This window comes from Streptomyces sp. NPDC051662, assembly GCF_040681655.1.
Classification (GTDB): domain Bacteria; phylum Actinomycetota; class Actinomycetes; order Streptomycetales; family Streptomycetaceae; genus Streptomyces.
The window spans coordinates 106,808-132,198 of sequence record NZ_JBFAZD010000021.1; the positions used below are offsets into that span (position 1 = coordinate 106,808).

The 25,391-nt window shown below is 70.7% G+C and carries 24 protein-coding genes; 18 read left to right on the top strand and 6 right to left on the bottom strand.

Going from position 1 to position 25,391, the window contains the following annotated elements; translation table 11 throughout:
• The first annotated feature begins 43 nt into the window (after positions 1-43).
• Positions 44-1,156, top strand: coding sequence for an alpha/beta hydrolase-fold protein (locus AB0M67_RS29735; protein WP_365750429.1), 1,113 nt, complete (start codon positions 44-46; stop codon positions 1,154-1,156).
• 51 nt (positions 1,157-1,207) lie between these two features.
• Here the strand turns inward: AB0M67_RS29735 and AB0M67_RS29740 are convergent, their stop codons facing one another.
• Positions 1,208-2,380: a betaine/proline/choline family ABC transporter ATP-binding protein gene (locus tag AB0M67_RS29740; RefSeq protein WP_365750431.1), complete on the bottom strand. Its 1,173-nt coding sequence runs from the start codon at positions 2,378-2,380 to the stop codon at positions 1,208-1,210.
• A 141-nt stretch (positions 2,381-2,521) separates the two neighbouring features.
• Here AB0M67_RS29740 and AB0M67_RS29745 point away from each other — a divergent pair, with 141 nt between their 5' ends.
• The 4 genes from AB0M67_RS29745 to AB0M67_RS29760 all read left to right on the top strand — a co-directional run bounded on the left by AB0M67_RS29745 (position 2,522) and on the right by AB0M67_RS29760 (position 6,169).
• Positions 2,522-3,256, top strand: coding sequence for an ABC transporter permease (locus tag AB0M67_RS29745; RefSeq protein WP_365750432.1), 735 nt, complete (start codon positions 2,522-2,524; stop codon positions 3,254-3,256).
• A 2-nt stretch (positions 3,257-3,258) separates the two neighbouring features.
• Positions 3,259-3,951 (top strand): ABC transporter permease, encoded by a 693-nt coding sequence (locus tag AB0M67_RS29750; RefSeq protein WP_365750434.1) that lies wholly within the window; start codon positions 3,259-3,261, stop codon positions 3,949-3,951.
• A 37-nt stretch (positions 3,952-3,988) separates the two neighbouring features.
• On the top strand, positions 3,989-4,975 hold the full coding sequence (locus tag AB0M67_RS29755; protein WP_365750436.1) for an ABC transporter substrate-binding protein: 987 nt from the start codon (positions 3,989-3,991) through the stop codon (positions 4,973-4,975).
• Positions 4,976-5,128: 153 nt separating this feature from the next.
• Positions 5,129-6,169 (top strand): hypothetical protein, encoded by a 1,041-nt coding sequence (locus tag AB0M67_RS29760; protein ID WP_365750438.1) that lies wholly within the window; start codon positions 5,129-5,131, stop codon positions 6,167-6,169.
• A 64-nt stretch (positions 6,170-6,233) separates the two neighbouring features.
• Here the strand turns inward: AB0M67_RS29760 and AB0M67_RS29765 are convergent, their stop codons facing one another.
• Complete coding sequence (locus AB0M67_RS29765; RefSeq protein ID WP_365750440.1) at positions 6,234-7,385, bottom strand: NADH-quinone oxidoreductase subunit D; 1,152 nt, start codon at positions 7,383-7,385, stop codon at positions 6,234-6,236.
• Positions 7,386-7,417: 32 nt separating this feature from the next.
• Positions 7,418-8,419 carry an SAM-dependent methyltransferase gene (locus AB0M67_RS29770; RefSeq protein WP_365750526.1) on the bottom strand — a complete coding sequence of 334 codons (1,002 nt, stop codon included), beginning with the start codon at positions 8,417-8,419 and terminating at the stop codon, positions 7,418-7,420.
• A 206-nt stretch (positions 8,420-8,625) separates the two neighbouring features.
• Between AB0M67_RS29770 and AB0M67_RS29775 the strand changes: the two genes are divergently transcribed.
• Together AB0M67_RS29775 and AB0M67_RS29780 are read left to right on the top strand one after the other, a co-directional pair.
• Positions 8,626-9,828: a sensor histidine kinase gene (locus AB0M67_RS29775; protein ID WP_365750442.1), complete on the top strand. Its 1,203-nt coding sequence runs from the start codon at positions 8,626-8,628 to the stop codon at positions 9,826-9,828.
• Positions 9,829-9,883: 55 nt separating this feature from the next.
• Positions 9,884-10,555 (top strand): response regulator transcription factor, encoded by a 672-nt coding sequence (locus tag AB0M67_RS29780; protein ID WP_365750444.1) that lies wholly within the window; start codon positions 9,884-9,886, stop codon positions 10,553-10,555.
• A gap of 96 nt (positions 10,556-10,651) precedes the next feature.
• Here AB0M67_RS29780 and AB0M67_RS29785 read toward each other — a convergent pair whose 3' ends face one another.
• Positions 10,652-11,740: a DUF5937 family protein gene (locus tag AB0M67_RS29785; protein WP_365750446.1), complete on the bottom strand. Its 1,089-nt coding sequence runs from the start codon at positions 11,738-11,740 to the stop codon at positions 10,652-10,654.
• 182 nt (positions 11,741-11,922) lie between these two features.
• Positions 11,923-13,167 (bottom strand): beta-eliminating lyase-related protein, encoded by a 1,245-nt coding sequence (locus tag AB0M67_RS29790; RefSeq protein WP_365750448.1) that lies wholly within the window; start codon positions 13,165-13,167, stop codon positions 11,923-11,925.
• A 133-nt stretch (positions 13,168-13,300) separates the two neighbouring features.
• Between AB0M67_RS29790 and AB0M67_RS29795 the strand changes: the two genes are divergently transcribed.
• From AB0M67_RS29795 to AB0M67_RS29840, 10 genes are all read left to right on the top strand, one after another.
• On the top strand, positions 13,301-14,254 hold the full coding sequence (locus tag AB0M67_RS29795) for a DUF2520 domain-containing protein (protein ID WP_365750450.1): 954 nt from the start codon (positions 13,301-13,303) through the stop codon (positions 14,252-14,254).
• Between the two features lie 146 nt (positions 14,255-14,400).
• Complete coding sequence (gene panC, locus AB0M67_RS29800; protein ID WP_365750452.1) at positions 14,401-15,420, top strand: pantoate--beta-alanine ligase; 1,020 nt, start codon at positions 14,401-14,403, stop codon at positions 15,418-15,420.
• Positions 15,417-17,201, top strand: coding sequence for an L-aspartate oxidase (locus AB0M67_RS29805; RefSeq protein ID WP_365750454.1), 1,785 nt, complete (start codon positions 15,417-15,419; stop codon positions 17,199-17,201). The genes panC and AB0M67_RS29805 overlap by 4 nt, the downstream gene beginning before the upstream one ends.
• Positions 17,202-17,203: 2 nt before the next feature.
• Positions 17,204-18,250, top strand: coding sequence for a carboxylating nicotinate-nucleotide diphosphorylase (gene nadC, locus AB0M67_RS29810; RefSeq protein ID WP_365750456.1), 1,047 nt, complete (start codon positions 17,204-17,206; stop codon positions 18,248-18,250).
• Positions 18,250-19,047, top strand: coding sequence for a type III pantothenate kinase (locus tag AB0M67_RS29815; protein ID WP_365750458.1), 798 nt, complete (start codon positions 18,250-18,252; stop codon positions 19,045-19,047). The genes nadC and AB0M67_RS29815 overlap by 1 nt, the downstream gene beginning before the upstream one ends.
• A gap of 241 nt (positions 19,048-19,288) precedes the next feature.
• The gene (locus tag AB0M67_RS29820) at positions 19,289-19,897 is read left to right on the top strand and encodes a hypothetical protein (RefSeq protein ID WP_365750528.1); all 609 of its coding nucleotides are present in this window, start codon (positions 19,289-19,291) and stop codon (positions 19,895-19,897) included.
• Between the two features lie 14 nt (positions 19,898-19,911).
• Complete coding sequence (locus AB0M67_RS29825; RefSeq protein WP_351393071.1) at positions 19,912-20,100, top strand: hypothetical protein; 189 nt, start codon at positions 19,912-19,914, stop codon at positions 20,098-20,100.
• A gap of 120 nt (positions 20,101-20,220) precedes the next feature.
• Complete coding sequence (locus AB0M67_RS29830) at positions 20,221-20,745, top strand: BlaI/MecI/CopY family transcriptional regulator (RefSeq protein WP_365750461.1); 525 nt, start codon at positions 20,221-20,223, stop codon at positions 20,743-20,745.
• 9 nt (positions 20,746-20,754) lie between these two features.
• Entirely contained in the window at positions 20,755-21,294 is a 540-nt protein-coding gene (locus AB0M67_RS29835; RefSeq protein ID WP_365750463.1) for an amino-acid N-acetyltransferase, read from the top strand.
• A 144-nt stretch (positions 21,295-21,438) separates the two neighbouring features.
• Positions 21,439-21,774 carry an Lsr2 family protein gene (locus AB0M67_RS29840; RefSeq protein WP_030354444.1) on the top strand — a complete coding sequence of 112 codons (336 nt, stop codon included), beginning with the start codon at positions 21,439-21,441 and terminating at the stop codon, positions 21,772-21,774.
• Here AB0M67_RS29840 and AB0M67_RS29845 read toward each other — a convergent pair.
• Positions 21,753-22,391 carry an SCO3374 family protein gene (locus tag AB0M67_RS29845; RefSeq protein ID WP_365750465.1) on the bottom strand — a complete coding sequence of 213 codons (639 nt, stop codon included), beginning with the start codon at positions 22,389-22,391 and terminating at the stop codon, positions 21,753-21,755. The genes AB0M67_RS29840 and AB0M67_RS29845 overlap by 22 nt on opposite strands.
• Before the next feature lie 434 nt (positions 22,392-22,825).
• Here AB0M67_RS29845 and AB0M67_RS29850 point away from each other — a divergent pair, with 434 nt between their 5' ends.
• Positions 22,826-25,348: an ATP-dependent Clp protease ATP-binding subunit gene (locus AB0M67_RS29850; RefSeq protein ID WP_249952897.1), complete on the top strand. Its 2,523-nt coding sequence runs from the start codon at positions 22,826-22,828 to the stop codon at positions 25,346-25,348.
• Positions 25,349-25,391 lie beyond the last annotated feature (43 nt).

The window sequence follows — 25,391 nt, forward strand, 5'->3', positions numbered from 1 at the left end:
CCTCAGCGTTTCGGAAAATCTCACAGGAGAAAGCTCGGTCGATATGGGTCTTACCAGCCGCAAAGTCCTGATCTTGGCCGTCCTGCTGGCTGTTGGGCTGTTCGTTGTGACCATCTGGCTCTGGCCGCGCCTGTCGCGCGGTACACCCCGTGTGGTGCTCGGCCGGATCGGACTGCTGTTCGCCACGCAGGTGGCGGTGTTCGTGGCGGTCGGTCTCGTCGCCAACAACTCCTTCCTCTTCTACGGTTCGTGGTCCGACCTGTTCGGGCGCAAGCAGGACCTGGGGTCGTTCGTCGACCACTCGGCCGGCGGCACTCACGTGACGGTGATGGACACACAGCGGACGCCCACCCCCGGCGGTTCGGTGCCCTCGGTGGCCGGCCAGGTCCAGAGGATCGTCGTCAGCGGCCCGAAATCCGGGATCGACAGCACCGCGTACGTCTATCTGCCACCGGAGTACTTCCGGCCGGGATTCGTGCACCGGACCTTCCCGGTCGCCGTGGTGCTCACCGGCTACCCGGGGATGGCGGAGAATCTGATCAAGGGGCTGAACTATCCGAAGACCGCCTGGCAGCTGGCCAAGGACGGCAAGATGCAGCCGATGGTGCTGGTGATGCTGCGGCCCACCGTGGCGCCGCCGAGGGACACCGAGTGCGTGGACATCCCGCGCGGGCCGCAGACGGAGACGTTCTTCGCCAAGGATCTGCCGCTGGCGGTGTCCCGGACGTACCGGGTCGGGCGCGAGCCGAAGAGCTGGGGAATCATCGGCAACTCCACCGGCGGCTACTGCGCGCTGAAGATCGCCATGCACCATCCGGAGCGGTACTCCGTGGGCGTCGGGCTGTCGGCGTACTACAAGGCGCCCGTCGACCCGACGACCGGTGATCTCTTCCGGGGCGACAAGCAGCTGCGGAACCGCTCCGATCTGCTGTGGAGCCTGGACAACCGGCCGCAGGGCCCGGTGTCCCTCCTGGTCACCTCGTCCAAGAAGGGCGAGGGAAATCTCAGGGCCACGCGGACGTTCATCAGCAAGGTCAAGGCGCCCTCGCATGTGTCGTCGATCATCCTCGACAGCGGCGGGCACAACTTCAACACCTGGCGCCGGGAGATCCCGCCGGCCCTGGAGTGGATGAGCGGGCGGCTCTATTCGAACTGAGCGCCCTGACGCCCTGCCGTCGTCGTGACGGCGGCCCTCAGACGGCGGCCCTCAGACGGAGGCGACCTTGCTGACCGTCTCCAGCTCCACCTCCGTACGGGGGATGGCCTGCGCGTCCGCGTCGATCGACCGGCGCAGCGCCTCGTGCAGCCTGGCCGGTGTGAGGACCCCGAGGAAGCGTCCCGTCGCCTCCTCGTCGATCACCGCGATCCACCCCGCGTCGTGCTGGAGCATCGTGGCGAACGCCTGCTTCAGGGAGGCGCCGACCGGCAGCCACGCCTCCATCCGGCGCGCGTGCTCCCGTACGGTCCCGGAGGCGCCGGTCTGCTCGCTGGAGATCCAGCCGTGCAGATTGTCGGCCGAGTCCAGGACGACGGCCCAGCGCGCGCCCTCCTTGGCGAGCTTCGCCGCGGCGCGCCCCAGCGGGTCGTCGAGATGGACGACGGGCGGCTGTTCGAGGTCGCCCTCCTCGATGGAGGTCACGGAGAGCCGCTTCAGACCCCGGTCCGCGCCGACGAAATCGGCGACATACGGGGTGGCGGGGGTGCCGAGCACGGCGGCGGGGGCGTCGAACTGTTCGATCCTGCCCTGTCCGTAGACGGCGATACGGTCACCGAGCCGGACCGCTTCCTCGATGTCGTGCGTGACAAACAGCACAGTTTTCCGGACCGCCGCCTGGAGCTTGAGGAACTCGCTCTGCAGATGGTCGCGTACGACGGGGTCGACCGCGCCGAACGGTTCGTCCATCAGCAGGACGGGCGGGTCGGCCGCCAGGGCGCGGGCCACGCCGACGCGCTGGCGCTGGCCGCCGGAGAGCTGCTCGGGGTAGCGGTCGCCGTAGACGGACGGGTCGAGACCGACCAGATCGAGGAGTTCGGCGGCGCGCTCACGGCCCTTGCCTCGCTGCCAGCCCAGCAGATGCGGGACGGTCGCGGTGTTCTCCAGGACCGTCTTGTGCGGGAAGAGACCGACCTGCTGGATCACATAGCCGATACGGCGCCTGAGCTGCACCGGGTCGATGGCGGATATGTCGTCCCCGTCGAGGAATATCCGTCCCTCGGTCGGCTCGATGAGACGGTTGACCATTTTCATCGTGGTGGTCTTGCCACAGCCGGAAGGCCCGACGAGCGTGACTAGTTCGCCCTGGGGGACCTCGAAGGAGAGGTCGTCGACAGCGGTCGTACCGTCCGGGTACCGCTTGGTGACGTGCTCGAATCGGATCATGGTTCCCCATTGTGCGGCGTGTTGTGTGAAGGCCATGTTGCTGGAATGTGGCGGGCTTCCGCGAATGTCAGTGGTCGGGGTTAGGGTCGCCAGGGCATAGAGCCAGACATACGTTCGGGAAGACGGGGGAGGCGGGGATGGATGAGTACGCAAGGGTGCCTGGCGGCGAACGACTGGATCTGCGGGGAATTTCTCCGCTCCCGTAGCCAGGAGCTGATCGACGCCACGGTCCAGCATGTGTGGATCACCGCGGTCTCGGTCGTCATAGGGCTGCTGGTGGCATTTCCGCTGGCCCTGCTGGCGCGGAGCAGGCCGTCATTCGCCGGGCCGGTGCTGGGGCTGACGACACTGCTCTACACGATTCCGTCGCTGGCGATGTTCTCGCTGCTGCTGCCGCTCTTCGGGCTCTCCGCCGGTCTGGTGATCACCGGCCTGGTGCTCTATTCACTGACGATTCTCGTGCGGAACATCATCGCGGGGCTCGAATCGGTGCCGGAAGAGGCACGGGAGGCGGCTCGCGGGATGGGGTACGGACCGGGGCGGCTGCTCTGGGAGGTCGAGCTGCCCCTGGCGCTGCCCGCGCTGATGGCCGGCCTGCGGATAGCGACGGTGTCGACGGTCGCGCTGACCACGGTCGGGTCGATCGTCGGCCGGGGCGGGCTCGGCAATCTCATCGAGGACGCGCTGCCGAGCTTCTTCAAGGCGCAGGTGCTGACGGCCTCGGTGCTGTGTGTGCTGCTCGCGGTCGTCGCCGATCTGCTGCTGCTCGGAGTGCAGCGGCTGCTGACGCCCTGGACGCGCATACGTCCGGCGCGTACGTCAGGCCGTAGAGCCGCGCGGACCGCGCCGGCCGATGCCGTGAAGGCGGTGGGCTGACCATGGGAGTTCTGGGAGACGCGTTCGGCTGGCTGACGACCGGTGCCAACTGGTCCGGCGACAGCGGGGTGTGGCGGCGGCTTGAGGAGCACATATTCGTCAGCGGGGTCGCGCTCGCCCTGGCGTGTGTCATCGCCCTGCCCATAGCGCTCCATCTGGGGCATATCGGCAAGGGCGGCGCACTCGCGATCAATATCTCCAATGTGGGCCGCGCGGTACCGGTGTTCGCCGTGCTCGCCCTGTTCATGGTCTCGCCGCTGCGCAACTCGGGCTCGGTGCCGACGATCATCGCGCTGGTGCTCTTCGCCGTGCCGCCGCTGCTCACCAACGCCTACGTCGGGATGCGGGAGGTGGACAGCGCGGTCGTGGAGGCCGCCCGGGGGATGGGCATGTCCGGGCGCCAGCTCTTCGTACGGGTCGAGCTGCCCCTCGCGTACCCGCTGATCATGACCGGGCTCCGCTCGGCCTCCGTACAGGTGGTGGCCACCGCCACCATCGCGGCGATGGTGGGACAGGGCGGCCTCGGCCGCATCATCACCGCCGGCTTCAACACGTACAACACCCCGCAGGTGGTCGCGGGCGCGCTGCTCGTCGCGCTGCTCGCGCTGCTCGTCGAAGGCGTGCTGGTGGCGCTGGACCGGGTCATCGACCCGGCGCCCTCGCTCGCCGCCCGGCCCTCCCGCACGACCGTGTGACGACCGACCTTATGGCTTCTTGGAGATGGTGAACCTCATGAGCAAGACCTCGCGCCTCGCGGGTGCCGTACTGGGAGTGGTGGCCCTGACCACCTCGCTCGCCGCGTGCGGCGGCGACAGCCTGGAGAAGGACAAGAGCGGCGCCGCCGACTCCGGTTCCGGCTCCGGCTCGGGGGAGAAGGGCTCGCTCGTCATCGGCGCGGCGGCCTTCACGGAGTCCAAGGTGCTGGCGGAGCTGTACGCCCAGATCCTGGGCGACGCCGGCTACTCCACGTCCGTCACCACGGTGAAGAACCGTGAGCTGTACGAACCGTCCCTGGAGAAGGGCGAGATCGACGTGGTGCCCGAATACGCCGCGACGATCACGGAATTCCTCAACGCCAAAGTGAACGGCGCCAAGGCGGCCCAGGCGAAGCCGCTCGCCTCCAGCGACTCCGCCGCGACGGTCGCCGAGCTGAAGAAGCTCGCCGAGCCGCGTGGACTGAAGGTGCTGCCCCCCGGTCAGGCGGTCGATCAGAATGCCTTCGCGGTGACCAAGGAATTCGCCGAGAAGAACAAGCTGAAGACGCTTTCCGATCTTGGAAAGTCGAAGATCAAGGTGAAGATCGCGGCGGGCGACGAGTGCGAGGTACGGCCCTTCTGCGCACCGGGTCTGAAGAAGACGTACGGCATCGATGTGACGGGCATCGACCCCAAGGGCGTCGGCACCCCGCAGTCCAAGCAGGCCGTCAAGGACGGGGTTGACCAGCTGGTCCTGAGCACCACCACCGACGGCACGCTCGACAGCTTCGGACTCGTTGTGCTTGAGGACGACAAGAAGCTCCAGAACGCCGACAACGTACTGCCGGTGGTCAATGCGAAGGACGCCGGTTCGGCGGAGATAGCCGATGTGCTGGGCAAGCTGACCGACGCGCTGACCACGGACGATCTGGCGAAGTTGAACCTCAAGGTCGATGCCGAGCGTGCCAAGCCGGAGGATGTCGCCAAGGAGTACCTGGAGTCCAAAGGTCTGGTCAAGAAGTAGCGGCCGGACGGCGTCCGCGCGGTAACCGGCGCCAGGCAAAACGGAGTTCTGTAGAGGAAACAGGAGTGGATGGGGAGGAAGGCCGGCAACGGGCCGGGAAAGATTGTCCGACCGGCCCCCCATTCGCTCTCCACGCACGGTAAATTTCAGGCCATGCCACGTGGACGCCACCGCCATTCCCCACCCCTCCACAAGCTTCTGCCGCCGACGGCGGTCGCCGGAGCCGCGGTTCTCTGTGCCGCGGGCGCCTGGTTGCTCGCGGAGCCCGTGGTGCTCCGCGGTCTGGTCGCGGTGACGGCCGCCGCGGCGGTCACCGGCGCGGTCTTCATGCGGGGCTGGGACCGCGCCGCCGGTCGCCGGGTCGCCGAGCTGACGCGCGCGCGGGAGAGCGACGGCTGGAAGGCCGAGGAGCGCATAGCCGAACTGGAAGCCGACGTCGAGGAGTCGCGCGAGCTGCGCCTCAAGCTGGAGGCCAAGCTGCGCTCCAAGCGGATCGAGCTGGCCGGGCTGCGCGGTGAGCACGCCGCGCTGCTGCGCCGGTACGCCACCGCGGAGACCGAGCGCGCCACCGCGCTGGAGGGGCGGCGTCAGCTCGCCCTGGAGGCGGCGGCCGTACCCAAGGCGCTGCCCGCCGCGGGCAGCACGCCCACCAAGGCGGCGTTCGTCAGCGCCGCCCGTGCCCTGGACGAACTGCCGCGCAACGCCGCGGTCCAGCAGGCCAGGCGTACGGTCGAGGCGGCCCGTACACGCGATCTCGCGGAGCGGGCCACGGAGGCGGGGGAGTCGCGGGGGAAGCACGCGGCGGGCGCCGGGGCCGAGCAGCACCACCGCCCGTCGTCCGCCCTCCCCGCCACGCGCGTGTCCACGGCGTCCGCGATCGTCCCGTACGCCCCGCAGGACCGTCCCGCGCGGCGGCCCGAGGGCGGCTTCGACTTCTTCGGTGCGCAGCCCGCCGGGCAGAACGCGCGCGGCGGGCTCAAGAAGGCGGACGCGGAGGACACCGAGGGGTCCGCACCGGCCGCCGAACTGGCGCGCGTCGAGCGCGAGGACCTCGCGGACGTGGTGGGCGAGGAGGCTCTCGCCGAGCGGCGCAGGGCCGAGGAGCGCGGTATCGGGCAGGTCATCGATCTGACCGTGCACGACGAGACCGAGCCGCTCGAACTGGAAGACCTGCGCGACGCGATCAGCGGCTAGTGCTGTGGCCGGCAAACTTTTCCGGCCACAGCACCAGCGGCTTCGAACGGCCGCCCGGAACGCGTTACTTGTCGATGTCCCCGACGACGAAGAACAGCGAGCCCAGGATCGCCACCATGTCGGCGACCTGCGTCCCGGGCAGCAACTCGGTCAGCGCCTGGATGTTGTTGAACGAGGCGGAGCGCAGCTTCAGCCGGTACGGCGTCTTCTCGCCCTTGGACACCAGGTAGTAGCCGTTGATACCGAGAGGGTTCTCGGTCCACGCGTACGTATGTCCCTCGGGCGCCTTCAGCACCTTGGGCAGCCGCTGATTGATCGGCCCGGGTGGCAGCTCCGCGATCCGGTCCAGACAGGCGTCCGCCAGGGCCAGCGCGTTGTGCGTCTGCTCCAGCAGGCATTCGAACCGCGCCAGACAGTCGCCCTCCTCGCGGGTCACGACCCTGAGCGTGTCGCGCAGTTCGCCGTACGCGAGATACGGCTCGTCGCGGCGCAGATCGAAGTCGACCCCGGAGGCGCGGGCGATCGGCCCGGACACCCCGTACGCGTGGACCGTCTCCCGCGACAGCACCCCGACCCCGCGGGTACGACCCCGGAAGATCTCGTTGCCGAGGACCAGCCGGTCGTACACGTCCATCCGCGAGCGCACCGACGCGATCGCGGACCTGGCGCGCCCCTGCCAGCCCGCGGGAAGGTCCTCCTTGAGGCCGCCGACCCGGTTGAACATGTAGTGCATCCGGCCGCCGGAGATCTCCTCCATCACACCCTGGAGCTCCTCGCGCTCCCGGAACGCGTAGAACACCGGGGTGATACCGCCCAGTTCGAGGGGGTATGAGCCGAGGAACATCAGATGGTTGAGCACCCGGTTCAGCTCGGCGAGCAGCGTTCTGGTCCATACGGCGCGCTCGGGCACCTCCATGCCGAGCATCCGCTCGACGGCCATCACCACACCCAGCTCGTTGGAGAACGCCGAGAGCCAGTCGTGGCGGTTGGCGAGGACCAGGACCTGCCGGTAGTCGCGCGCCTCGAAGAGCTTCTCCGCGCCCCGGTGCATATAGCCGATGACCGGCTCCGCCTGCCGGATCACCTCGCCGTCGAGCACGAGCCGGAGCCGGAGCACCCCGTGGGTGGAGGGGTGCTGCGGGCCAATATTGAGCACCATGTCCGTGCTCTCGGCCGCGCCGCCGATTCCGACCGTCGTCCGGGTGGTCTCCGTCATGGGCGACAGTCTCTCAGAGCGCCGGTGGTGCCTCAGATGATGCCTCCGATCGTCTCGCCGATCGCCTCTCCGCCCGTGCCTCCGCCTGTGCCTCTGCTCGTGCCTCTGCTCGTGCCTCTGCTCGTGCTTCCGAGGCCGACGGGCTGGATGAGCCAGCCGAAGTCCCCGAGGCCGCCCCTGGCCGTCAGCTCCGCCGCCTCCCCGGCCGCCGCGAGCGCCCGCACGTAGGCCGCCGGATCCGTGGTGGCGAGGGACAGCGGCGGCCGTCGGCCGCTCACCCCCAGCCGGTGCAGGGCCTCGCGCTGGTCAAGCAGTTCCGCGCCGGGCAGGGCGCAGGCGTCCAGCGCCACATGGGCCGTGAGATCGCGGGCGCCGTCCGGTACGGGGGGCACCTCCCGGCCCGCCCGGAAGCCCGTCAGCGTGCCGAAGGGCGGCCGGGCGTCCCGTACATGCGCGTAGTCGACCGCGACCGCGAGCCCCCGCTCCAGGGTGGCGACGGCCGCCGCCCACGCCTCGTCGCGCGGCCGGCCGATCTCCGCGCGGGTGCCGGGACCGGCCGGCGGCCACCAGCGGGCGAGCCATTCGGCGTCGGGCCCCTCGACCGGGGCGCCCGGTTCCTCGGAGCCGTCGGGCCGGACGAGGACGTACCGTGCGACCCCGTCGGGGCCGGTCTCGGCGATGTCGACGGGGACGTTGTCGAGCCACTCGTTCGCGAAGAGCAGCCCGCTGACCCCGGGCGGGGGCTCCGTGCACCACTCGATACGGGGATCCAGGCCCGCGGGGCGCGGGGCGCGCTCGACGGCGTACGGCCGGACCGCGAGCCCGTCCGGGACCGCGGCCAGGACTCCGGAAAGCAACTCGCCGCGGCCCGCGCCGACGTCGACGAGCGCCACCTCGTCCCTGTCCAGCCGCTCGGCGGTCCTGGCCAGCAGCCGCGCGACCGCGGCGGCGAAGAGCGGCGAGGCGTGGACCGACGTACGGAAGTGCCCGGCCGGTCCCTCGGGGCGCAGATAGAAGCCGTCCGGGCCGTACAGCGCGCGTTCGGCGGCCGTACGCCACCGGAGCGGTCCGGTGCCGCGCCCGCCGTCCGTCGCGCCTCGCGCCGTACCCGGAGCCCCGGGCGACTTACACGTCTCATCCGTCACGGCGTCAAGTCTCCACCTTGGGGAGTACGATTCCGCCGATTGGATCGGCCCTCCGGCTGACCCCTCCCCTTGTCCGCCTCACTACGCTGGGTTACGTGCAGCGCTTCTACGACTTTCTCCGCGGACACCCGACGGGCGTCGACAGCTTCTGGGCTGTCCTGCTCTTCGGGCTGTCCCTGTTGTGGGTGGTCCAGGAGAACCAGGGCGTCGCCACGAGGCTGGCGGCCATCCTGCTGGTCCTGCTGCTGAGCCTGTCCGTCGCGGTGCGCCGCCGCGCGCCGGAGAAGGTGCTGCTGCTCGTGTTGGGCCTTGGCCTCTTCCAGCTCGCGCTGGGCGTGCGGCCCAACCCGGCCGACTTCGCGATGCTGGTGATCATCTACACCGTCGTCGCGCAGGGCGGGCCGCGCTGGGCCTCGCTGCTCGCGCTGATCGGTGGACTGCTCGCCACCCCCGTGGCGCAGGTGCGCTGGCCCGACGCGACCGCCGACGGTGTCCTGGGCCTGGTCGTCGCCACCATCGTCATCAGCGTGCCGTTCGTCCTCGCCTGGGTGCTCGGCGACTCCGTCCGTACCCGCCGGGCCTATCTCGACCAGCTGGAGGAGCGCGCCACCCGGCTGGAGAAGGAGCGCGAGGCGCAGGCCAAGGTGGCGGTCGCCGCGGAGCGGGCCAGGATCGCCCGTGAGCTGCACGATGTCGTCGCGCACAACGTCTCGGTGATGGTGGTCCAGGCCGACGGCGCCGCCTATGTGCTGGACGCCGCACCCGACCAGGCCAAACAGGCCCTGGAGACCATTTCGAGCACCGGCAGACAGGCGCTCGCCGAGATGCGCAGACTGCTGGGCGTGCTGCGTACTGGTGACGCCAAGGAGAGCGGCGAGTATGTGCCGCAGCCCGATGTCGGACAGATCGAGGAACTGATCGAGAACGTCCGGGGCGCCGGGCTGACCGTGGACTTCCGGATCGAGGGCACCCCGCGACCGCTGCCCAGCGGCGTGGAGCTGACCGCGTACCGCATCGTGCAGGAAGCCCTCACCAACAGCCGCAAGCACGGCGGACCCGATGTGGGCGCCAGCGTGCGTCTGGTCTACTTCGACGACGGGCTCGGGCTGCTCGTCGAGGACGACGGGCGGGGCGCGGCCCACGAGCTGTACGAGGACGGCGGGGCCGACGGGCGCGGTCATGGGCTCATCGGCATGCGGGAGCGGGTCGGCATGGTCGGCGGCACACTGGACGCCGGGCCGCGCCCCGGCGGCGGCTTCCGGATCAGCGCGCTGCTGCCGTTGAAACCCGCGCACTGAGACAGCGCCGACTTCCTCCTGGCCGACTTCCTCCTACCGGACAAGGACCCCGCAGATGTCGATCCGCGTCATGCTCGTCGACGACCAGGTGCTGCTGCGCACCGGATTCCGTATGGTGCTGGCCGCGCAGCCCGACATGGAGGTCGTCGCGGAGGCCGGGGACGGCGCGGAGGCGATCGAGAATCTCCGCGCCACCGCCGTGGACGTCGTCCTGATGGACGTCCGTATGCCCCGGCTGGACGGTGTCGAGGCCACCCGCCGGATCTGTGCGGAGCCCAACGCTCCGAAAGTGCTCATCCTGACCACCTTCGACCTGGACGAGTACGCGTTCTCCGGGCTCAAGGCCGGGGCGAGCGGCTTCATGCTGAAGGATGTGCCGCCCGGCGAGCTGCTCAACGCGATCCGCTCGGTGCACAGCGGTGACGCGGTCGTCGCCCCGTCCACCACCCGGCGGCTGCTGGACCGCTTCGCCCCGATGCTGCCCAGTCCGGGCAAGCCGCGGCACAAGGAGCTGGACCGGCTGACCGACCGCGAGCGCGAGGTCATGCTGCTGGTCGCGCAGGGGCTGTCGAACGGGGAGATCGCCGGCCGGCTGGTGCTCTCCGACGCGACCGTGAAGACGCATGTCGGCCGGATCCTCACCAAGCTCGGACTGCGCGACCGCGTGCAGGTGGTCGTCCTCGCCTATGAGACGGGACTGGTGCGGGCCGGCGGCGGGGGAGGCTGAGCCGGTGCTTCTGTGGATCAACGGCCCCTTCGGGGGCGGCAAGACCCGGACCGCGACCGGCTGACCGTCCCTCAGGTCGCCGAGAAGGGCGTGCCGTCAGCGCAGCACCCCCTCCAGGAAGTCGCTCCCGAGCCGGGCCACCACGGCGACATCCAGCTGATGCAGCACATAGCGCCCGCGCCGCTGGGTCGTCAGCAGCCCCGCCTTCCGCAGCACCGCCAGATGCCGGGAGACCTCGGGCGCGGTGATCCCGTACGTATCGGCCAGCTCGCTCGTCGAGTACGAGCCGCGGGCCAGGCTCCGGCACAGCCGCATCCGCATGGGGTGGGCGACCGCTTCCAGGCGCAGCTTGACCGTGTCGACGGAGGTGGCGTCCGTCAGCTCCCGCGTGGAGACCGGGTACTGCACGACCGGCCGCCAGCCGGGCGTGTGCAGCGCCACCAGATGGGGCCAGCCGAAGGCGGTGGGCAGGAACGTCAGCCCCCGGCCCGTCGCGGCCGTACGGCCATGGGCCAGCTTGTCCATCACGATCCTGGTACGAGGCCCGTCCTCCTCCAGCGTGATGGCGGGGGAGACCGCGGCGACGGCCTCCGCGAGGCCCTTGCGGCGCAGCACCTCGGTCTTGTGCCGGGCGTCGGCGGCGAGCTGGACCCGGACGCGCCGCCAGGTGTCCGCGAAGAACGCCTCCTCGCAGTCTTCGAGCAGCCGCCGTATCCAGGCCCTGACCCCGGGTGGATCGGCCAGCATCTGCCGTACGAACGCGGCCTGGTGTGGACCGCGGGCCGCCGTCAGCTCCAGCACGCGCCGCCGTACGTCCGCGTCGACGAGCGGCGAGGGCAGACCCTCGCCGTACTGGCTGGCGCAGGAGATCTCCAGCGCCGCCGCCACATACGTCTCGTCGTCCACGAGATCGAGGTCGTCCAGCTCCTCCGCGAGCGTCTCCCGGGGTACGGCGGGCAGCAGGATGTCGGCGCGGGCCGACCGCCACAGGAAGTCCGCTTCGTGCAGCCGGTCGGCCAGCTCGGGCTTGAGCGCGGCGCTGGTGGTGGTGAGCCAGCCGTGCAGCCCGGCGTGGTGGGCGGGCTCGGCGAGCGCGTGCAGGGCGGCACCCAGCTCCGCCAGCGGGGACGGGCCGAAGACGATCCGCTCCCGGGGCAGTCCGGTGATGTCGATGAACACGCTCATGAAGCCATGGTGCACGCCGCCACTGACAACGGGTCCGTCGATTGACTGCCCGCGTCAAATGGGGCGATCGCGGGTGGGGCGACCGCGGGGGCGGCAGGTCCGGAGGGGCACCCCTCCGGACCTGCCCTCAGATCTGCCCTCAGACCTGCCCTCCGGACCCGCCCTCCGGACCAGTCAGCCCCTCAGGGCCGTGCCTCCAGCACCCGGGTCACGAACTCCTCGACCGCCGCCCGTACCTCCTCCGCCGTCCACTCCAGCCCCGGCTCCCCCACCGTGACCTCCGTGTAGGAGAGACCGCGGAGGGCGGCGGGCGGCGGCGACCAGACCCGGAACAGCGCCGTCTTCGTCTCCTCCGCCTGCCGTACCGCCGCCTCGTTCAGCACATCCGGTGTGTACGGCAGCCACACCTGGAACTGATGGGTGTGCGGCGGCTCCGGGTGTACGCGGAACCACGGGACGGCGGACGCCGCCAGGCCCTCCGCCAGCGCCGCGGCCACCACGCGCGCGTGCGCCACGTACGAGGGCAGCTTGGGCAGTTCGCGCTCCAGGCCCAGGAGGGCCGTCAGCGCCGCCGGGTACTGCTCGAAGACCTGGCCCCCATAGCGGTGCCGCCAGACCCGCGCCTCCTCCACCAGCTCCGGGGGACCGGCGAGCACCGCACCTGACAGCCCGCCGAGCGACTTGTAGAAGGACACGTACACGCTGTCCGCGAGCCCCGCGATCTCGGCGAGCGGACGCCCGAAGTGCGAGGCGCACTCCCACAGCCGCGCGCCGTCGACGTGCACCACCGCGTCCCGCTCCCGCGCCGCGGCCACGGTCGCCACCAGCTCGTCCCAGGACGGCAGGACGAACCCGGCGTCACGCAGCGGCAGTTCCAGCATCAGCGTGCCGAAGGGCTCGGCCAGGTCATGGATCTCCTCGGCGGTCGGCAGCCGCGGCTCCTTGGTCGGATGGACCGTACGCACCCCGCTGACCACTGACAGCGCACCGGCCTCGTGGACCTCGGGGTGGGCGAGCGGATGCAGCGCCACCGTGCTGTTGCCCGTACGCCCCGCCCAGCAGCGCAGCGCCACCTGCTGCGCCATCGTGCCCGTCGGGAAGAAGGCCGCGGCCGGGTGTCCGAGCAGCGCGGCCACCCGCCGCTCCAGCTCCGCGACGATCCCGTCGCCGTACAGGTCCGGATGCTCGTCCATGTCGTACACGGACCCCGCGTCCGCGGCCAGGGCGGTCAGCCGTTCGCCCATCGGCCGGTCCATCGGCGCCCGGAGCATCACCCGCTCCGACGCCCGCCACGCGGCCAGCCGGCGCCGACGCGCGGTCTGTGCGGTCTGCTCGCTGTCCGGCGGCCCGGCCTCCTGGACCCGGTCGGCCCGATCCGCCCGGTCGGCCCGATCGCCTCCACCGGCCTGCTCAGTTGTCTCTCCCATGAACCGATCATCGCCCACGCGCGGCGCCCTGCCCACAGCCTGTGGACAGTCAAGTGACGGGGCGCGAGGCTGGCGTAGCATGGCGAGAAATCGTCCGGTACCCACCGCGGACTGGAACGGAAGGCCCCACCGCGTGAACCCAACAGCACAGGAACCCTTCGATCCCCGGGACCGCCCCGCGCGGCTCACGGTCGGTGTCGTCGGAGCGGGCCGGGTCGGCCCGGCCCTGGCCGCGTCCCTCCAGCTCGCCGGCCACCGTCCGGTCGCCGTCTCGGGCGTATCGGACGCCTCCGTGCGGAGGGCCGCCGCGCTGCTGCCCGACATCCCGATCGTCACCCCCGCCGAAGTCCTCGCCCGCGCCGATCTGGTGCTGCTGACCGTTCCCGACGACGCTCTGCCCGGACTGGTCGACGGGCTCGCGGAGACCGGTGCCGTACGGCCGGGACAGCTCCTCGTGCACACCTCGGGGCGGTACGGCGCCAAGGTGCTCGACCCGGCCCTGCGCGCCGGCGCCCTGCCGCTGGCGCTCCACCCCGCGATGACCTTCACCGGCAGCTCCGTGGATGTCCAGCGGCTGGCCGGCTGCTCCTTCGGCGTCACCGCTCCCGAGGAGCTGCGACTGGCGGCCGAGGCGCTGGTCATCGAGATGGGCGGCGAGCCCGAGTGGATCGCGGAGGAGTCGCGTCCGCTCTACCACGCGGCTCTCGCGCTGGGCGCGAACCACCTGGTCACGCTGGTCGCCCAGTCGATGGAGCTGCTGCGCACCGCCGGGGTCGAGGCGCCCGACCGGATGCTCGGCCCGCTGCTTGGCGCCGCGCTGGACAACGCGCTGCGCTCCGGGGACGCCGCGCTCACCGGGCCCGTCGCGCGCGGGGACGCGGGTACGGTCGCCGCGCATGTCGCGGAGTTGCGCGCGCACGCGCCGGGCGCCGTGGCGGGGTATCTCGCGATGGCCCGTACGACCGCGGACCGGGCGCTGGCACATGGCCTGCTCAAGCCCGAGCTGGCGGAGGATCTTCTCGATGTCCTCGCCGGCGGCGACGCCCTCGGGGACGGCCGCGGGGACGGCGCCGGGGGCACCCGATGACCACGCGCACGCATCTCGACGCGCATCCTGAAGAGGACCGCCAAGAGGACCGCGAAGAGCGCCGTGACGCGGACCGCGAAGAGCGCCGTGACGCGGACCGCGAAGACCACCGCGCACGCGCATCCTGGAGACGTGGAGACCATCCGATGAGCCTCGAACTCGCCCTCACGCGCGCGGACCTCGACCGCCTCCTGGAGAGGCGCGCGGCCCCCGGCCGTATCGCGGTGGTGATGACCATGGGCGCGCTCCACGACGGGCACGCGAGCCTCGTACGGGCCGCCCGCGCCCATGCCGGACCCGACGGGTTCGTCGTGGTCACCGTCTTCGTCAACCCGCTCCAGTTCGGCGCCGGCGAGGACCTGGAGCGCTATCCCCGTACGCTCGAAGCCGATCTGAAGACCGCGGCGGAGGCGGGCGCCGACGCCGTCTTCGCGCCGTCCGCCGAAGAGGTCTACCCCGGCGGCGCCCCCCAGGTCACGATCACCGCGGGCCCCATGGGCGCGCGCCTGGAAGGCGCCTCGCGCCCCGGGCACTTCGACGGCATGCTGACCGTCGTCGCCAAACTGCTCCATCTCACCCGGGCCGACACCGCCTTCTTCGGCCAGAAGGACGCCCAGCAGCTCGCCCTGGTCCGCCGGATGGCCCGCGACCTGAACTTCCCGGCCGAGATCGTCGGTGTACCGACGGTCCGGGCCGACGACGGTCTCGCGCTCTCCAGCCGTAACCGCTATCTGTCCGTCCCCGAGCGCCGTACCGCCCTCGCGCTCTCCGGGGCCCTGTTCGCCGCCCGCGACCGGCTCGGCGCCCAGCAGGCCCTGCGCGCCCGCGCCGAGTACGCGCCGACGCCCGGCGCGCGGGCCGCCGCGCTCTCCGCCCTCGGCGAGGCCCGGCTCGCGGCCGACGCCCACGCGGTGGCCGCCGCGGGCAGCGCCGGCGAGGACTGGAACGGGGCGGACGGCGTACGGGCGGCGGCCCGCGCCGTCCTCGACCAGGCGGCCAGGACCGTACCGCCGCTGACCCTCGACTACCTCGCCCTCGTCGACCCCGCCGACTTCACCGAGGTCCCCGACGACCACACCGGCGAGGCCGTCCTCGCCGTCGCCGCGCGCGTCGGTGCCACGCGGCTGATCGACAACATCCCGCTGACCTTCGGAGCCTCCCAGTGACCGGAACCGGTATACGGCTTGCCGCCCCCGCGCCCGGCTGGGCCATCGACGCCGATGTCGTCGTGGTCGGCTCCGGCGTCGCCGGTCTCACCGCGGCCCTGCGCTGCACCGCCGCCGGACTCCGTACGGTCGTCGTCACCAAGGCCCGGCTCGACGACGGCTCCACGCGCTGGGCGCAGGGCGGTATCGCCGCGGCGCTCGGCGAGGGCGACACCCCAGAACAGCATCTGGCGGACACCCTCGTCGCGGGCGCGGGGCTGTGCGACGAAGAGGCGGTCCGCGCCCTCGTCACCGAGGGCCCGGCGGCCGTACGGCGGCTGATCGGCACCGGCGCGCACTTCGACACCTCCGCCACCGGCGAGCTCCAGCTCACCCGCGAGGGCGGCCACCACCGCCGCCGTATCGCCCACGCGGGCGGCGACGCGACCGGCGCCGAGATCTCCCGCGCCCTGGTGGAAGCGGTACGCGACGCGGCGCTCCGTACGGTCGAGAACGCGCTGGTCCTCGACCTGCTGACGGATGAGCACGGCCGTACGTCGGGCGTCACCCTCCATGTGATGGGCGAGGGCCAGCACGACGGCGTCGGCGCCGTGAACGCCCCCGCGGTGATCCTGGCCACCGGCGGCATGGGCCAGGTCTTCTCGGCGACGACCAACCCCGCGGTGTCCACAGGCGACGGCGTGGCGCTGGCGCTGCGGGCGGGCGCGGAGGTCTCCGACCTGGAGTTCGTCCAGTTCCACCCGACGGTGCTCTTCCTCGGCACCGGCGCGGAGGGCCAGCAGCCGCTGGTCTCCGAGGCGGTACGGGGCGAGGGCGCCCATCTCGTGGACGCCGACGGTGTCCGGTTCATGCTCGGACAGCACGAACTGGCTGAGCTGGCCCCGCGCGACATCGTCGCCAAGGCGATCACGCGCAGGATGCGGGAGCAGGGCGCCGCGCACATGTATCTGGACGCCAGGCACTTCGGCGCCGCGATGTGGGAGACCCGCTTCCCCACCATCCTGGCGGCCTGCCGGGCGCACGGCATCGACCCGGTCACGGAGCCCGTCCCGGTGGCGCCCGCCGCCCACTACGCGTCGGGCGGAGTCCGTACGGATCTGCGCGGGCGGACGACCGTACCGGGGCTGTACGCGTGCGGCGAGGTCGCCTGCACGGGCGTCCACGGCGCGAACCGGCTGGCCTCCAACTCCCTCCTGGAGGGGCTGGTCTTCGCGGAACGGATAGCGGCGGACATCGCGGCGGACAGCACCGCCAGTACGGCCGGTACGGGGGACCTCCCCGCCGATCCCGCCGCCCCTCCCGTCGAACCGGCGGACACCACCGTCCCGCTGCCGCTGATCGTCCCCGAGGCCCGCACCGCGATCCAGCGGATCATGTCCCAGGGCGCGGGCGTACTCAGATCCGCCGACAGCCTGGGCGCCGCCGCCGCCGCCCTTGAGGCCGTGTACGAGCAGGCTCAGAACCACGAAGGCCCCGGGAAGGCCGCCGTCCCCGGCGTCGAATCCTGGGAGACGTCGAATCTGCTCTGTGTGGCCCGGGTCCTGGTCGCCGCGGCCCTGGAGCGCGAGGAGACCCGCGGCTGCCACTGGCGCGAGGACCGCCCGGAGCGCGACGACGCCGACTGGGCCCGCCATCTCGTCATCAGCCTGACGCCCGACCGCCGGCCGGTACTGCGCCGTACCGCGACGGCCGCGTTCCCGCCCGTGAACCCCGGTCCCGTGGCCACCGCCGCACCCGGCCCCGCAACCCCACCCCCCGCCGACGCCCCCAGGGAGCCGTAACCGTGAGCACGCCCGAAGACAGTCCGCGCCCCGAGCCCGTGGACGTACCGCTCATCCAGATCGGCGCCCCGGCCGCGGCGCCGGCCCCGCCGGGCGGCTGCGGCGACGGCTGCGGCTGCTCCGCGGGCGAGGACGGCTACGGACCCGACGACCTGGAGTGCGGCCTCGACCCCGCCCTCGCCCAACTGCTCGCCGACGCGGGCCTGGACCCCGTCCAGGTGGAGGACATCGCGCATGTCGCCGTCGCGGAGGACCTCGACCACGGCGTGGACGTGACGACCGTCGCCACCGTCCCCGAGGACGCCGTCGCCACCGGCGACTTCACCGCGCGCGAGGGCGGTACGGTCGCGGGCCTGCACATCGCCGAGGCCGTGCTCTCCCTGGTCTGCACGGAGGAGTTCGCGGTCGAGCGCCATGCCGCCGACGGCGACCGCGTCGAGGCCGGCCAGAAGCTGCTGAGCGTCACCACCCGCACCCGTGATCTGCTCACCGCCGAGCGCAGCGCGCTCAACCTGCTGTGCCGACTCTCCGGCATCGCGACCGCCACGCGCGCGTGGGCCGACGTACTCGAAGGCACCGGCGCCAAGGTCCGCGACACCCGTAAGACCACTCCCGGGCTGCGCGCCCTGGAGAAGTACGCGGTGCGCTGCGGCGGCGGGGTCAACCACCGGATGTCGCTCTCCGACGCGGCCCTGGTGAAGGACAACCACGTCGTCGCGGCGGGCGGGGTCGCGGAGGCGTTCAAGGCCGTACGGGACCGGTTCCCCGACGTACCGATCGAGGTCGAGGTCGACACCCTCCACCAGGTCCGCGAAGTCCTGGACGCGGGCGCCGATCTGATTCTGCTGGACAACTTCACCCCGGCCGAGACGGCGGAGGCCGTGGGGATCGTCGCGGGCCGCGCGGTCCTGGAGTCCTCGGGCCGGCTCGTCCTCGGCAACGCGCGCGCCTACGCGGAGACGGGCGTCGACTTCCTCGCGGTCGGGGCGCTCACCCACTCCTCCCCGATCCTCGACATCGGCCTCGACCTGCGAGAGGCCGGCGCCTGATGCTGCTCACCATCGACGTCGGCAACACCCATACCGTCCTCGGTCTGTTCGACGGCGACGAGATCGTCGAGCACTGGCGCATCTCCACCGACGCGCGCCGCACCGCCGACGAACTCGCCGTGCTCCTCCAGGGACTGATGGGGACGCACCCGCTGCTCGGCGACGAACTGGGCGACGGCATCGAGGGGATCGCGATCTGCTCGACGGTCCCCTCCGTCCTGCACGAACTGCGCGAGGTGACCCGCCGCTACTACGGCGACGTCCCCGCCGTCCTCGTGGAGCCCGGCATCAAGACGGGCGTGCCGATCCTGATGGACAACCCCAAGGAGGTCGGCGCGGACCGCATCATCAACGCGGTCGCGGCGGTCGAGCTGTACGGCGGCCCGGCGATCGTCGTCGACTTCGGTACGGCGACGACCTTCGACGCGGTCAGCGTGCGCGGTGAGTACGCGGGCGGCGTGATCGCCCCCGGCATCGAGATCTCGGTCGAGGCGCTCGGCGTCAAGGGCGCCCAGCTCCGCAAGATCGAGCTGGCCCGGCCGCGCAGCGTGATCGGCAAGAACACCGTCGAGGCGATGCAGGCGGGCATCCTGTACGGCTTCGCCGGCCAGGTCGACGGGGTGGTGGCGCGGATGGCGCGCGAGCTGTCCGAGGACCCCGAGGAGGTCACGGTGATCGCGACCGGCGGCCTGGCCCCCATGGTGCTCGGCGAGGCGTCCGTGATCGACGAGCACGAGCCCTGGCTCACCCTGATCGGCCTGCGCCTGGTGTACGAGCGGAACGTCTCGCGTATGTGAGCGCGCGGGGGGCCACCGTGCGGAGCGGCGAGGGGGACGGGCGGTGGCGCGGGCCTCCCTCCTGGTGCGGGCGCCTCCCTCGTGACGCGGGCGGTGGCGCGCCTCCCTCGTTCGACGGTCCCTCGTTCGTCCGTCCCTCGTTCGGCGGGCGGGCCGCGCCAGAAGAGGGGCGTTAAGCGGATTTTGTCCCTTTGGCGCGTAGTGTCGCCGCATGCCCACGCCATACGGATCACGCGGCGGCATGGCCTTCGGTGCGGACGAGCTGAGTGTGCTCCGACGTGCCCTCGCCGTTGCCCTCCACCCCGCCCCGCTCCCGAACGAGGACGTCCGGGCCTGCCTGGCCCTCGCCGAGTCCGTGGACGAGGCGGTGCGCGAGGCCGGGCGTCTGCGGGCCTTTCTCCAGGCCGACCTCGCAAGGTACCGGCAAGCGCTTCCCGGGTCCCTCACGGGCTATCTGGAGCTGCTCCAGGACGCACTGGCGGCCGGTTACCACCCCAGGCCCGACGACCTCGCGGCGCTGCGCGCCCTGCGCGGCAACCCGGTCGCGGCGGCCCTGCTCGACCGCTGCCGACGCCTCGCGGACCGCTCGGTGCGCGCCCATCTGACCGGCGTCCCCGCCGCCACCGCCCCCGCTCCCCGCACCCGCCTGCTCGCGCTGCCCGGTGGACGCGCCGCCGATGAACCGGCCCAGGAGCCCCGCGAACCCCACAAGCCCCATAAACCCCGCGAGCCTCGCCGGCCCGAGCACCCCGAGCGCCCCGAGAAGGACCGGCCGATGCCCAAGCCGTCCGAGGTCTTCCCGCCACGCCGCCGACCCGCGCCCCCGCCGGAGGAGCGCGCCGCCGGATAGCTACTCTGGACGGCATGGACTACGTATCCGCGCTCCTGCCTCCCGTGGTGATGGCCGCCTTCTTCATCGGCCTGGTCGTGACGATCGTCAAGAGCCAGGGCGGTCCCAACAAGTCCAAGGAGGACGCCGCCGTCGACGCGGCGATGGCCCGCGCGGAGGCCGCCCAGGAGCAGGGCCGTACCCCGGATCCGCACAGCGCCTGAGGTACCCGCGCTCAATCTCGCGCTCAACATATGACCAGGACGTACGACTGATTCCAGTCGTACGTCCTTTTTGTTACGTCAATAACCGGCCATTCGGACATCTCGCACTATGGTGACGCTGTGCCCCGACAATTGGGAGACCTGGAAGACGCCGTCATGACACGCGTCTGGCAATGGAACCGTCCGGTCACCGTCCGGGAAGTCCTCGAAGACCTTCAGCAGGAGCGGTCCATCGCCTACACCACCGTCATGACCGTAATGGACAATCTCCATCAGAAGGGCTGGGTGCGCAGGGAAGTCGACGGCCGCGCCTATCGATATACGGCGGTCTCCACCCGCGCCGCCTACGCGGCGGCCCTGATGAACGAAGCCTGGTCGAAGAGTGACAACCCCGCCGCCGCCCTTGTCGCCTTCTTCGGCATGATGTCGCCCGAGCAGCGCCGGTCGCTGGAGGACGCGGTCGCCCTGGTACGCCGGGACACTTCCGAAGAAGCCCGTACGGAAGCGATCAGTACGGAAACGGAAGCGGTCAGTAACGAAGGCGCCGGTGTACAAGACCGGGAAGAAGCCGAAGGACCGGAAGAGCCCGACGGGTCCGAAGAGCCGGACGAGGGCGCCGACACCGGGCGCGAGTCGGGGCGATAGCGTCCAGTCATGCCGTCAGCCGTTCCGCTTCCCAATGCCGAAGCAAATGCCCTCACCGTCAGACGGGCCAGGACCAGGGATGTACCGGCGGTCCGCCGTCTCGTGGACCCTTACGTGAGCGAAGGCATCCTGCTCGACAAAGCGCCGGTGACGCTTTACGAGGACATCCAGGAGTTCTGGGTCGCGGAACGCGACGAGGACGCGACTGTCATCGGCTGTGGTGCCTTGCATGTGATGTGGGAAGACCTCGCCGAAGTGCGCACACTCGCGGTGGATCCCTCGGTCAGGGGCACCGGCGCCGGGCATCAACTGCTGGACAAGCTGCTGGAGACCGCCCGCTGGCTCGGAGTGCGGCGCGTATTCTGTCTCACCTTCGAAGTCGAGTTCTTCGCGAAGCGCGGCTTCGTGGAGATCGGTGAGACGCCGGTCGACGGAGATGTGTACAGAGAGCTGCTGCGTTCCTATGACGAGGGTGTTGCCGAGTTCCTCGGTCTCGAACGGGTGAAGCCGAACACCTTGGGCAACAGCCGGATGCTTCTGCACCTGTGATCGCCGGGAAGACACCAGACCCTATGTCCGAATCGCGCACGTTTCCCGTGTTCTCGCTGGACTGAACCTCTGCCGGGGGTTTGTGTTTTCCTGAGAAAAGCGGTTTCCTTTCCGCGTACTGCATTTTCGATGAAAGGGAATCCGGTGGCACAGAAGGTTCAGGTCCTTCTTGTCGATGACCTCGACGGCGGCGAGGCGGACGAGACGGTGACGTTCGCTCTGGACGGCAAGACCTACGAGATTGACCTCACGACCGCCAATGCGGACAAGCTGCGGGGTCTCCTCGATCCGTACACCAAGGGTGGCCGGCGTACCGGTGGTCGCGCCGCGGGCAGCCGTGGTAAGGGCCGTGTCGCCGCGGGTGGTAACAAGGACACCGCGGAAATCCGCAAGTGGGCGAAGGAGAACGGCTACAGCGTCAACGACCGCGGCCGTGTTCCCGCTGAGATCCGTGAAGCCTACGAGAAGGCCAACGGCTGAGTTCTCGTACGAAGAGTATTTCCGCGCAGCAAACGGGCCCGGTGGCACTCAGTCGCCGCCGCGTCCACGAGTCGTACGAGATCGGGGGCACCCCCACCGCTGCCCCCGTCACCGCCGCCGTACCCGAACGGTGCGAGCGCCGGCAGTGCCGGCTCCACCTTCCGTCCGGGCTCGGGGGGCCGCAGCCAGACAGCGGTCCCCTGCGCGGCGGCATCGATGGCACACGGCCACCGGGGCGGTGCGGGGGCCGGCATCCGTCCGTCCGCGCCGAGCGCGGTCAGGCCCAGGGCGATCCCGCCCCACTCCAGCCAGTCGAGCAGCCCCGGCACCTCGTCGGCGCTCCCGGCGGCCACCAGGAACGCCATCCGTTCCCCGTACAGCGCCACCGGCCCTGTCGCACCGGTCCGCCGCAGCACGGCGTCCCCCGCGTCCGCGGGCAGTTCCAGTACGTCGAAGCGGAGCCCGGTGAGCAGCTGGACCGGCGGCCCCGCGACGGTCGCCCAGCCCAGCCCTTTCTCGTACCACCGCGCGACCGACCAGCGGTCGTGCGTGTGGTCGTGCCACTGCGCGCGCTCCCCTTCGAGCGGGGCGCGGGGGAGCGGGACGGTGAAGGACATACCCGGGGCAACTCCCCAACCCCGCCCGGAGTTACGCTGGGTCCGTATTCGATTGCGGAGAGTGTCCAACTCGGGGGCGTGCGAGCGTGTTCCGGAGCGCAAGGGTGTTCGCCCGTAGCGGAGGGAACCGGGGTGCGCCGCATGGAGTGTCACTGCTTGCGGGTAAGACATTCCTAGTGGGAAGGGGCGACACGCGGTTACCGGGCGTCTCACGTTCGCCATCGGCGTACTGATGGTGGGGGTATATGCCTGGCCTGCGGGAACATCGTCTCGCACCATCGGGTTGGAGCTGTTGTCCGGCGTTCGGGGCTGGGAGCCTGGGACAGGTAGTCGGCAGTTGGAATGAGCGGTCCCCGCTTGCGGGACTAAGCTGCGGAAGGACAGGGAGGGGACCGACCCCTTTACTGCCTGACCGCTCTGAGGAGCGATTAACGATGTTCGAGAGGTTCACCGACCGCGCGCGGCGGGTTGTCGTCCTGGCTCAGGAAGAAGCCCGGATGCTCAACCACAACTACATCGGCACCGAGCACATCCTCCTGGGCCTTATCCATGAGGGTGAGGGTGTCGCCGCTAAGGCCCTGGAGAGCCTCGGGATTTCGCTCGAGGCGGTCCGCCAGCAGGTGGAGGAGATCATCGGCCAGGGCCAGCAGGCCCCGTCCGGCCACATCCCCTTCACGCCCCGTGCCAAGAAGGTCCTGGAGCTGTCGCTCCGCGAGGCTCTTCAGCTGGGCCACAACTACATCGGCACCGAGCACATCCTGCTCGGCCTGATCCGCGAGGGCGAGGGCGTCGCCGCCCAGGTCCTCGTGAAGCTGGGCGCCGATCTCAACCGGGTGCGGCAGCAGGTCATCCAGCTGCTCTCCGGATATCAGGGCAAGGAGGCCGCCACCGCGGGCGGTCCTGCCGAGGGCACGCCCTCCACGTCCCTGGTCCTCGACCAGTTCGGCCGGAATCTCACCCAGGCCGCCCGAGAATCCAAGCTCGACCCGGTCATCGGGCGCGAGAAGGAGATCGAGCGGGTCATGCAGGTGCTGTCCCGCCGTACGAAGAACAACCCCGTGCTCATCGGCGAGCCCGGCGTCGGCAAGACGGCGGTCGTCGAGGGGCTGGCCCAGGCCATCGTCAAGGGCGAGGTGCCCGAGACCCTCAAGGACAAGCACCTCTACACCCTCGACCTCGGCGCACTCGTCGCCGGTTCGCGTTACCGCGGTGACTTCGAGGAGCGCCTGAAGAAGGTCCTGAAGGAGATCCGCACCCGCGGGGACATCATCCTGTTCATCGACGAGCTCCACACCCTGGTGGGTGCGGGCGCCGCCGAGGGCGCGATCGACGCGGCGAGCATCCTCAAGCCGATGCTGGCCCGCGGCGAGCTGCAGACCATCGGTGCGACGACGCTCGACGAGTACCGCAAGCACCTGGAGAAGGACGCGGCCCTGGAGCGCCGCTTCCAGCCCATCCAGGTCGCGGAGCCGTCGCTGCCGCACACGATCGAGATCCTCAAGGGCCTGCGCGACCGTTACGAGGCGCACCACCGCGTGTCCATCACGGACTCCGCCCTGGTCGCCGCCGCGACGCTCGCCGACCGCTATATCTCGGACCGCTTCCTGCCGGACAAGGCGATCGACCTGATCGACGAGGCCGGCTCCCGGATGCGTATCCGCCGGATGACCGCTCCGCCGGACCTCCGCGAGTTCGACGAGAAGATCGCGGGCGTCCGCCGCGACAAGGAGTCGGCCATCGACTCCCAGGACTTCGAGAAGGCGGCGTCTCTCCGTGACAAGGAGAAGCAGCTGCTGGCGGCGAAGACCAAGCGGGAGAAGGAGTGGAAGGCCGGCGACATGGACGTCGTCGCCGAGGTGGACGAGGAGCTGATCGCCGAGGTGCTGGCGACGGCCACGGGCATCCCGGTCTTCAAGCTCACCGAGGAGGAGTCCTCGCGGCTGCTCCGCATGGAGGACGAGCTCCACAAGCGCGTCATCGGCCAGAAGGACGCCATCAAGGCGCTCTCGCAGGCGATCCGCCGTACGCGAGCGGGTCTGAAGGACCCCAAGCGCCCCGGTGGCTCGTTCATCTTCGCCGGTCCGTCCGGTGTCGGTAAGACGGAGCTGTCCAAGACGCTCGCCGAGTTCCTGTTCGGCGACGAGGACGCGCTGATCGCTCTCGACATGTCGGAGTTCAGCGAGAAGCACACCGTCTCGCGTCTCTTCGGCTCTCCCCCCGGCTACGTGGGGTACGAGGAGGGCGGCCAGCTCACCGAGAAGGTGCGCAGGAAGCCGTTCTCCGTCGTCCTCTTCGACGAGGTCGAGAAGGCCCACCCCGATATCTTCAACTCCCTGCTGCAGATCCTGGAGGACGGTCGGCTGACCGACTCCCAGGGCCGGGTCGTGGACTTCAAGAACACGGTCATCATCATGACGACCAACCTCGGGACCCGGGACATCTCCAAGGGGTTCAACCTGGGCTTCGCCGCCCAGGGCGACACCAAGACCAACTACGAGCGGATGAAGAACAAGGTCAACGAAGAGCTGAAGCAGCACTTCCGGCCCGAGTTCCTCAACCGCGTCGACGACACGGTGGTCTTCCACCAGCTCACCGAGGAAGACATCATCCAGATCGTCGACCTCATGGTGGACAAGGTGGACGAGCGGCTGAAGGACCGGGACATGGGCCTTGAGCTGAGCGCGAACGCCAAGTCGCTGCTGGCCAAGAAGGGTTACGACCCCGTCCTGGGCGCCCGGCCGCTGCGCCGGACGATCCAGCGCGAGATCGAGGACGTCCTCTCCGAGAAGATCCTCTTCGGTGAGCTGCGCCCCGGTCACATCGTGGTCGTGGACACCGAGGGCGAGGGTGAGGCGAAGAAGTTCACCTTCCGCGGCGAGGAGAAGTCGCCTCTGCCGGACGTCCCTCCGATCGAGCAGGCGGCCGGCGGCGGCCCGAACCTGACGAAGGACGTGTGAGGCTCACGCCCCAGGGCTGAGTGACTGAAGGGGCTGCCCCGGA

What these genes read in the sequence shown, in the direction of transcription:
- AB0M67_RS29735 (WP_365750429.1), top strand. Translation starts at nt 44, where the DNA reads ATGGGTCTTACCAGCCGCAAAGTCCTGATCTTGGCCGTCCTGCTGGCT.
- AB0M67_RS29740 (WP_365750431.1), bottom strand. Translation starts at nt 2,380, where the DNA reads ATGATCCGATTCGAGCACGTCACCAAGCGGTACCCGGACGGTACGACC.
- AB0M67_RS29745 (WP_365750432.1), top strand. Translation starts at nt 2,522, where the DNA reads ATGAGTACGCAAGGGTGCCTGGCGGCGAACGACTGGATCTGCGGGGAA.
- AB0M67_RS29750 (WP_365750434.1), top strand. Translation starts at nt 3,259, where the DNA reads ATGGGAGTTCTGGGAGACGCGTTCGGCTGGCTGACGACCGGTGCCAAC.
- AB0M67_RS29755 (WP_365750436.1), top strand. Translation starts at nt 3,989, where the DNA reads ATGAGCAAGACCTCGCGCCTCGCGGGTGCCGTACTGGGAGTGGTGGCC.
- AB0M67_RS29760 (WP_365750438.1), top strand. Translation starts at nt 5,129, where the DNA reads ATGCCACGTGGACGCCACCGCCATTCCCCACCCCTCCACAAGCTTCTG.
- AB0M67_RS29765 (WP_365750440.1), bottom strand. Translation starts at nt 7,385, where the DNA reads ATGACGGAGACCACCCGGACGACGGTCGGAATCGGCGGCGCGGCCGAG.
- AB0M67_RS29780 (WP_365750444.1), top strand. Translation starts at nt 9,884, where the DNA reads ATGTCGATCCGCGTCATGCTCGTCGACGACCAGGTGCTGCTGCGCACC.
- AB0M67_RS29785 (WP_365750446.1), bottom strand. Translation starts at nt 11,740, where the DNA reads ATGAGCGTGTTCATCGACATCACCGGACTGCCCCGGGAGCGGATCGTC.
- AB0M67_RS29790 (WP_365750448.1), bottom strand. Translation starts at nt 13,167, where the DNA reads ATGGGAGAGACAACTGAGCAGGCCGGTGGAGGCGATCGGGCCGACCGG.
- panC (WP_365750452.1), top strand. Translation starts at nt 14,401, where the DNA reads ATGAGCCTCGAACTCGCCCTCACGCGCGCGGACCTCGACCGCCTCCTG.
- AB0M67_RS29815 (WP_365750458.1), top strand. Translation starts at nt 18,250, where the DNA reads ATGCTGCTCACCATCGACGTCGGCAACACCCATACCGTCCTCGGTCTG.
- AB0M67_RS29820 (WP_365750528.1), top strand. Translation starts at nt 19,289, where the DNA reads ATGGCCTTCGGTGCGGACGAGCTGAGTGTGCTCCGACGTGCCCTCGCC.
- AB0M67_RS29825 (WP_351393071.1), top strand. Translation starts at nt 19,912, where the DNA reads ATGGACTACGTATCCGCGCTCCTGCCTCCCGTGGTGATGGCCGCCTTC.
- AB0M67_RS29835 (WP_365750463.1), top strand. Translation starts at nt 20,755, where the DNA reads ATGCCGTCAGCCGTTCCGCTTCCCAATGCCGAAGCAAATGCCCTCACC.
- AB0M67_RS29845 (WP_365750465.1), bottom strand. Translation starts at nt 22,391, where the DNA reads ATGTCCTTCACCGTCCCGCTCCCCCGCGCCCCGCTCGAAGGGGAGCGC.
- AB0M67_RS29850 (WP_249952897.1), top strand. Translation starts at nt 22,826, where the DNA reads ATGTTCGAGAGGTTCACCGACCGCGCGCGGCGGGTTGTCGTCCTGGCT.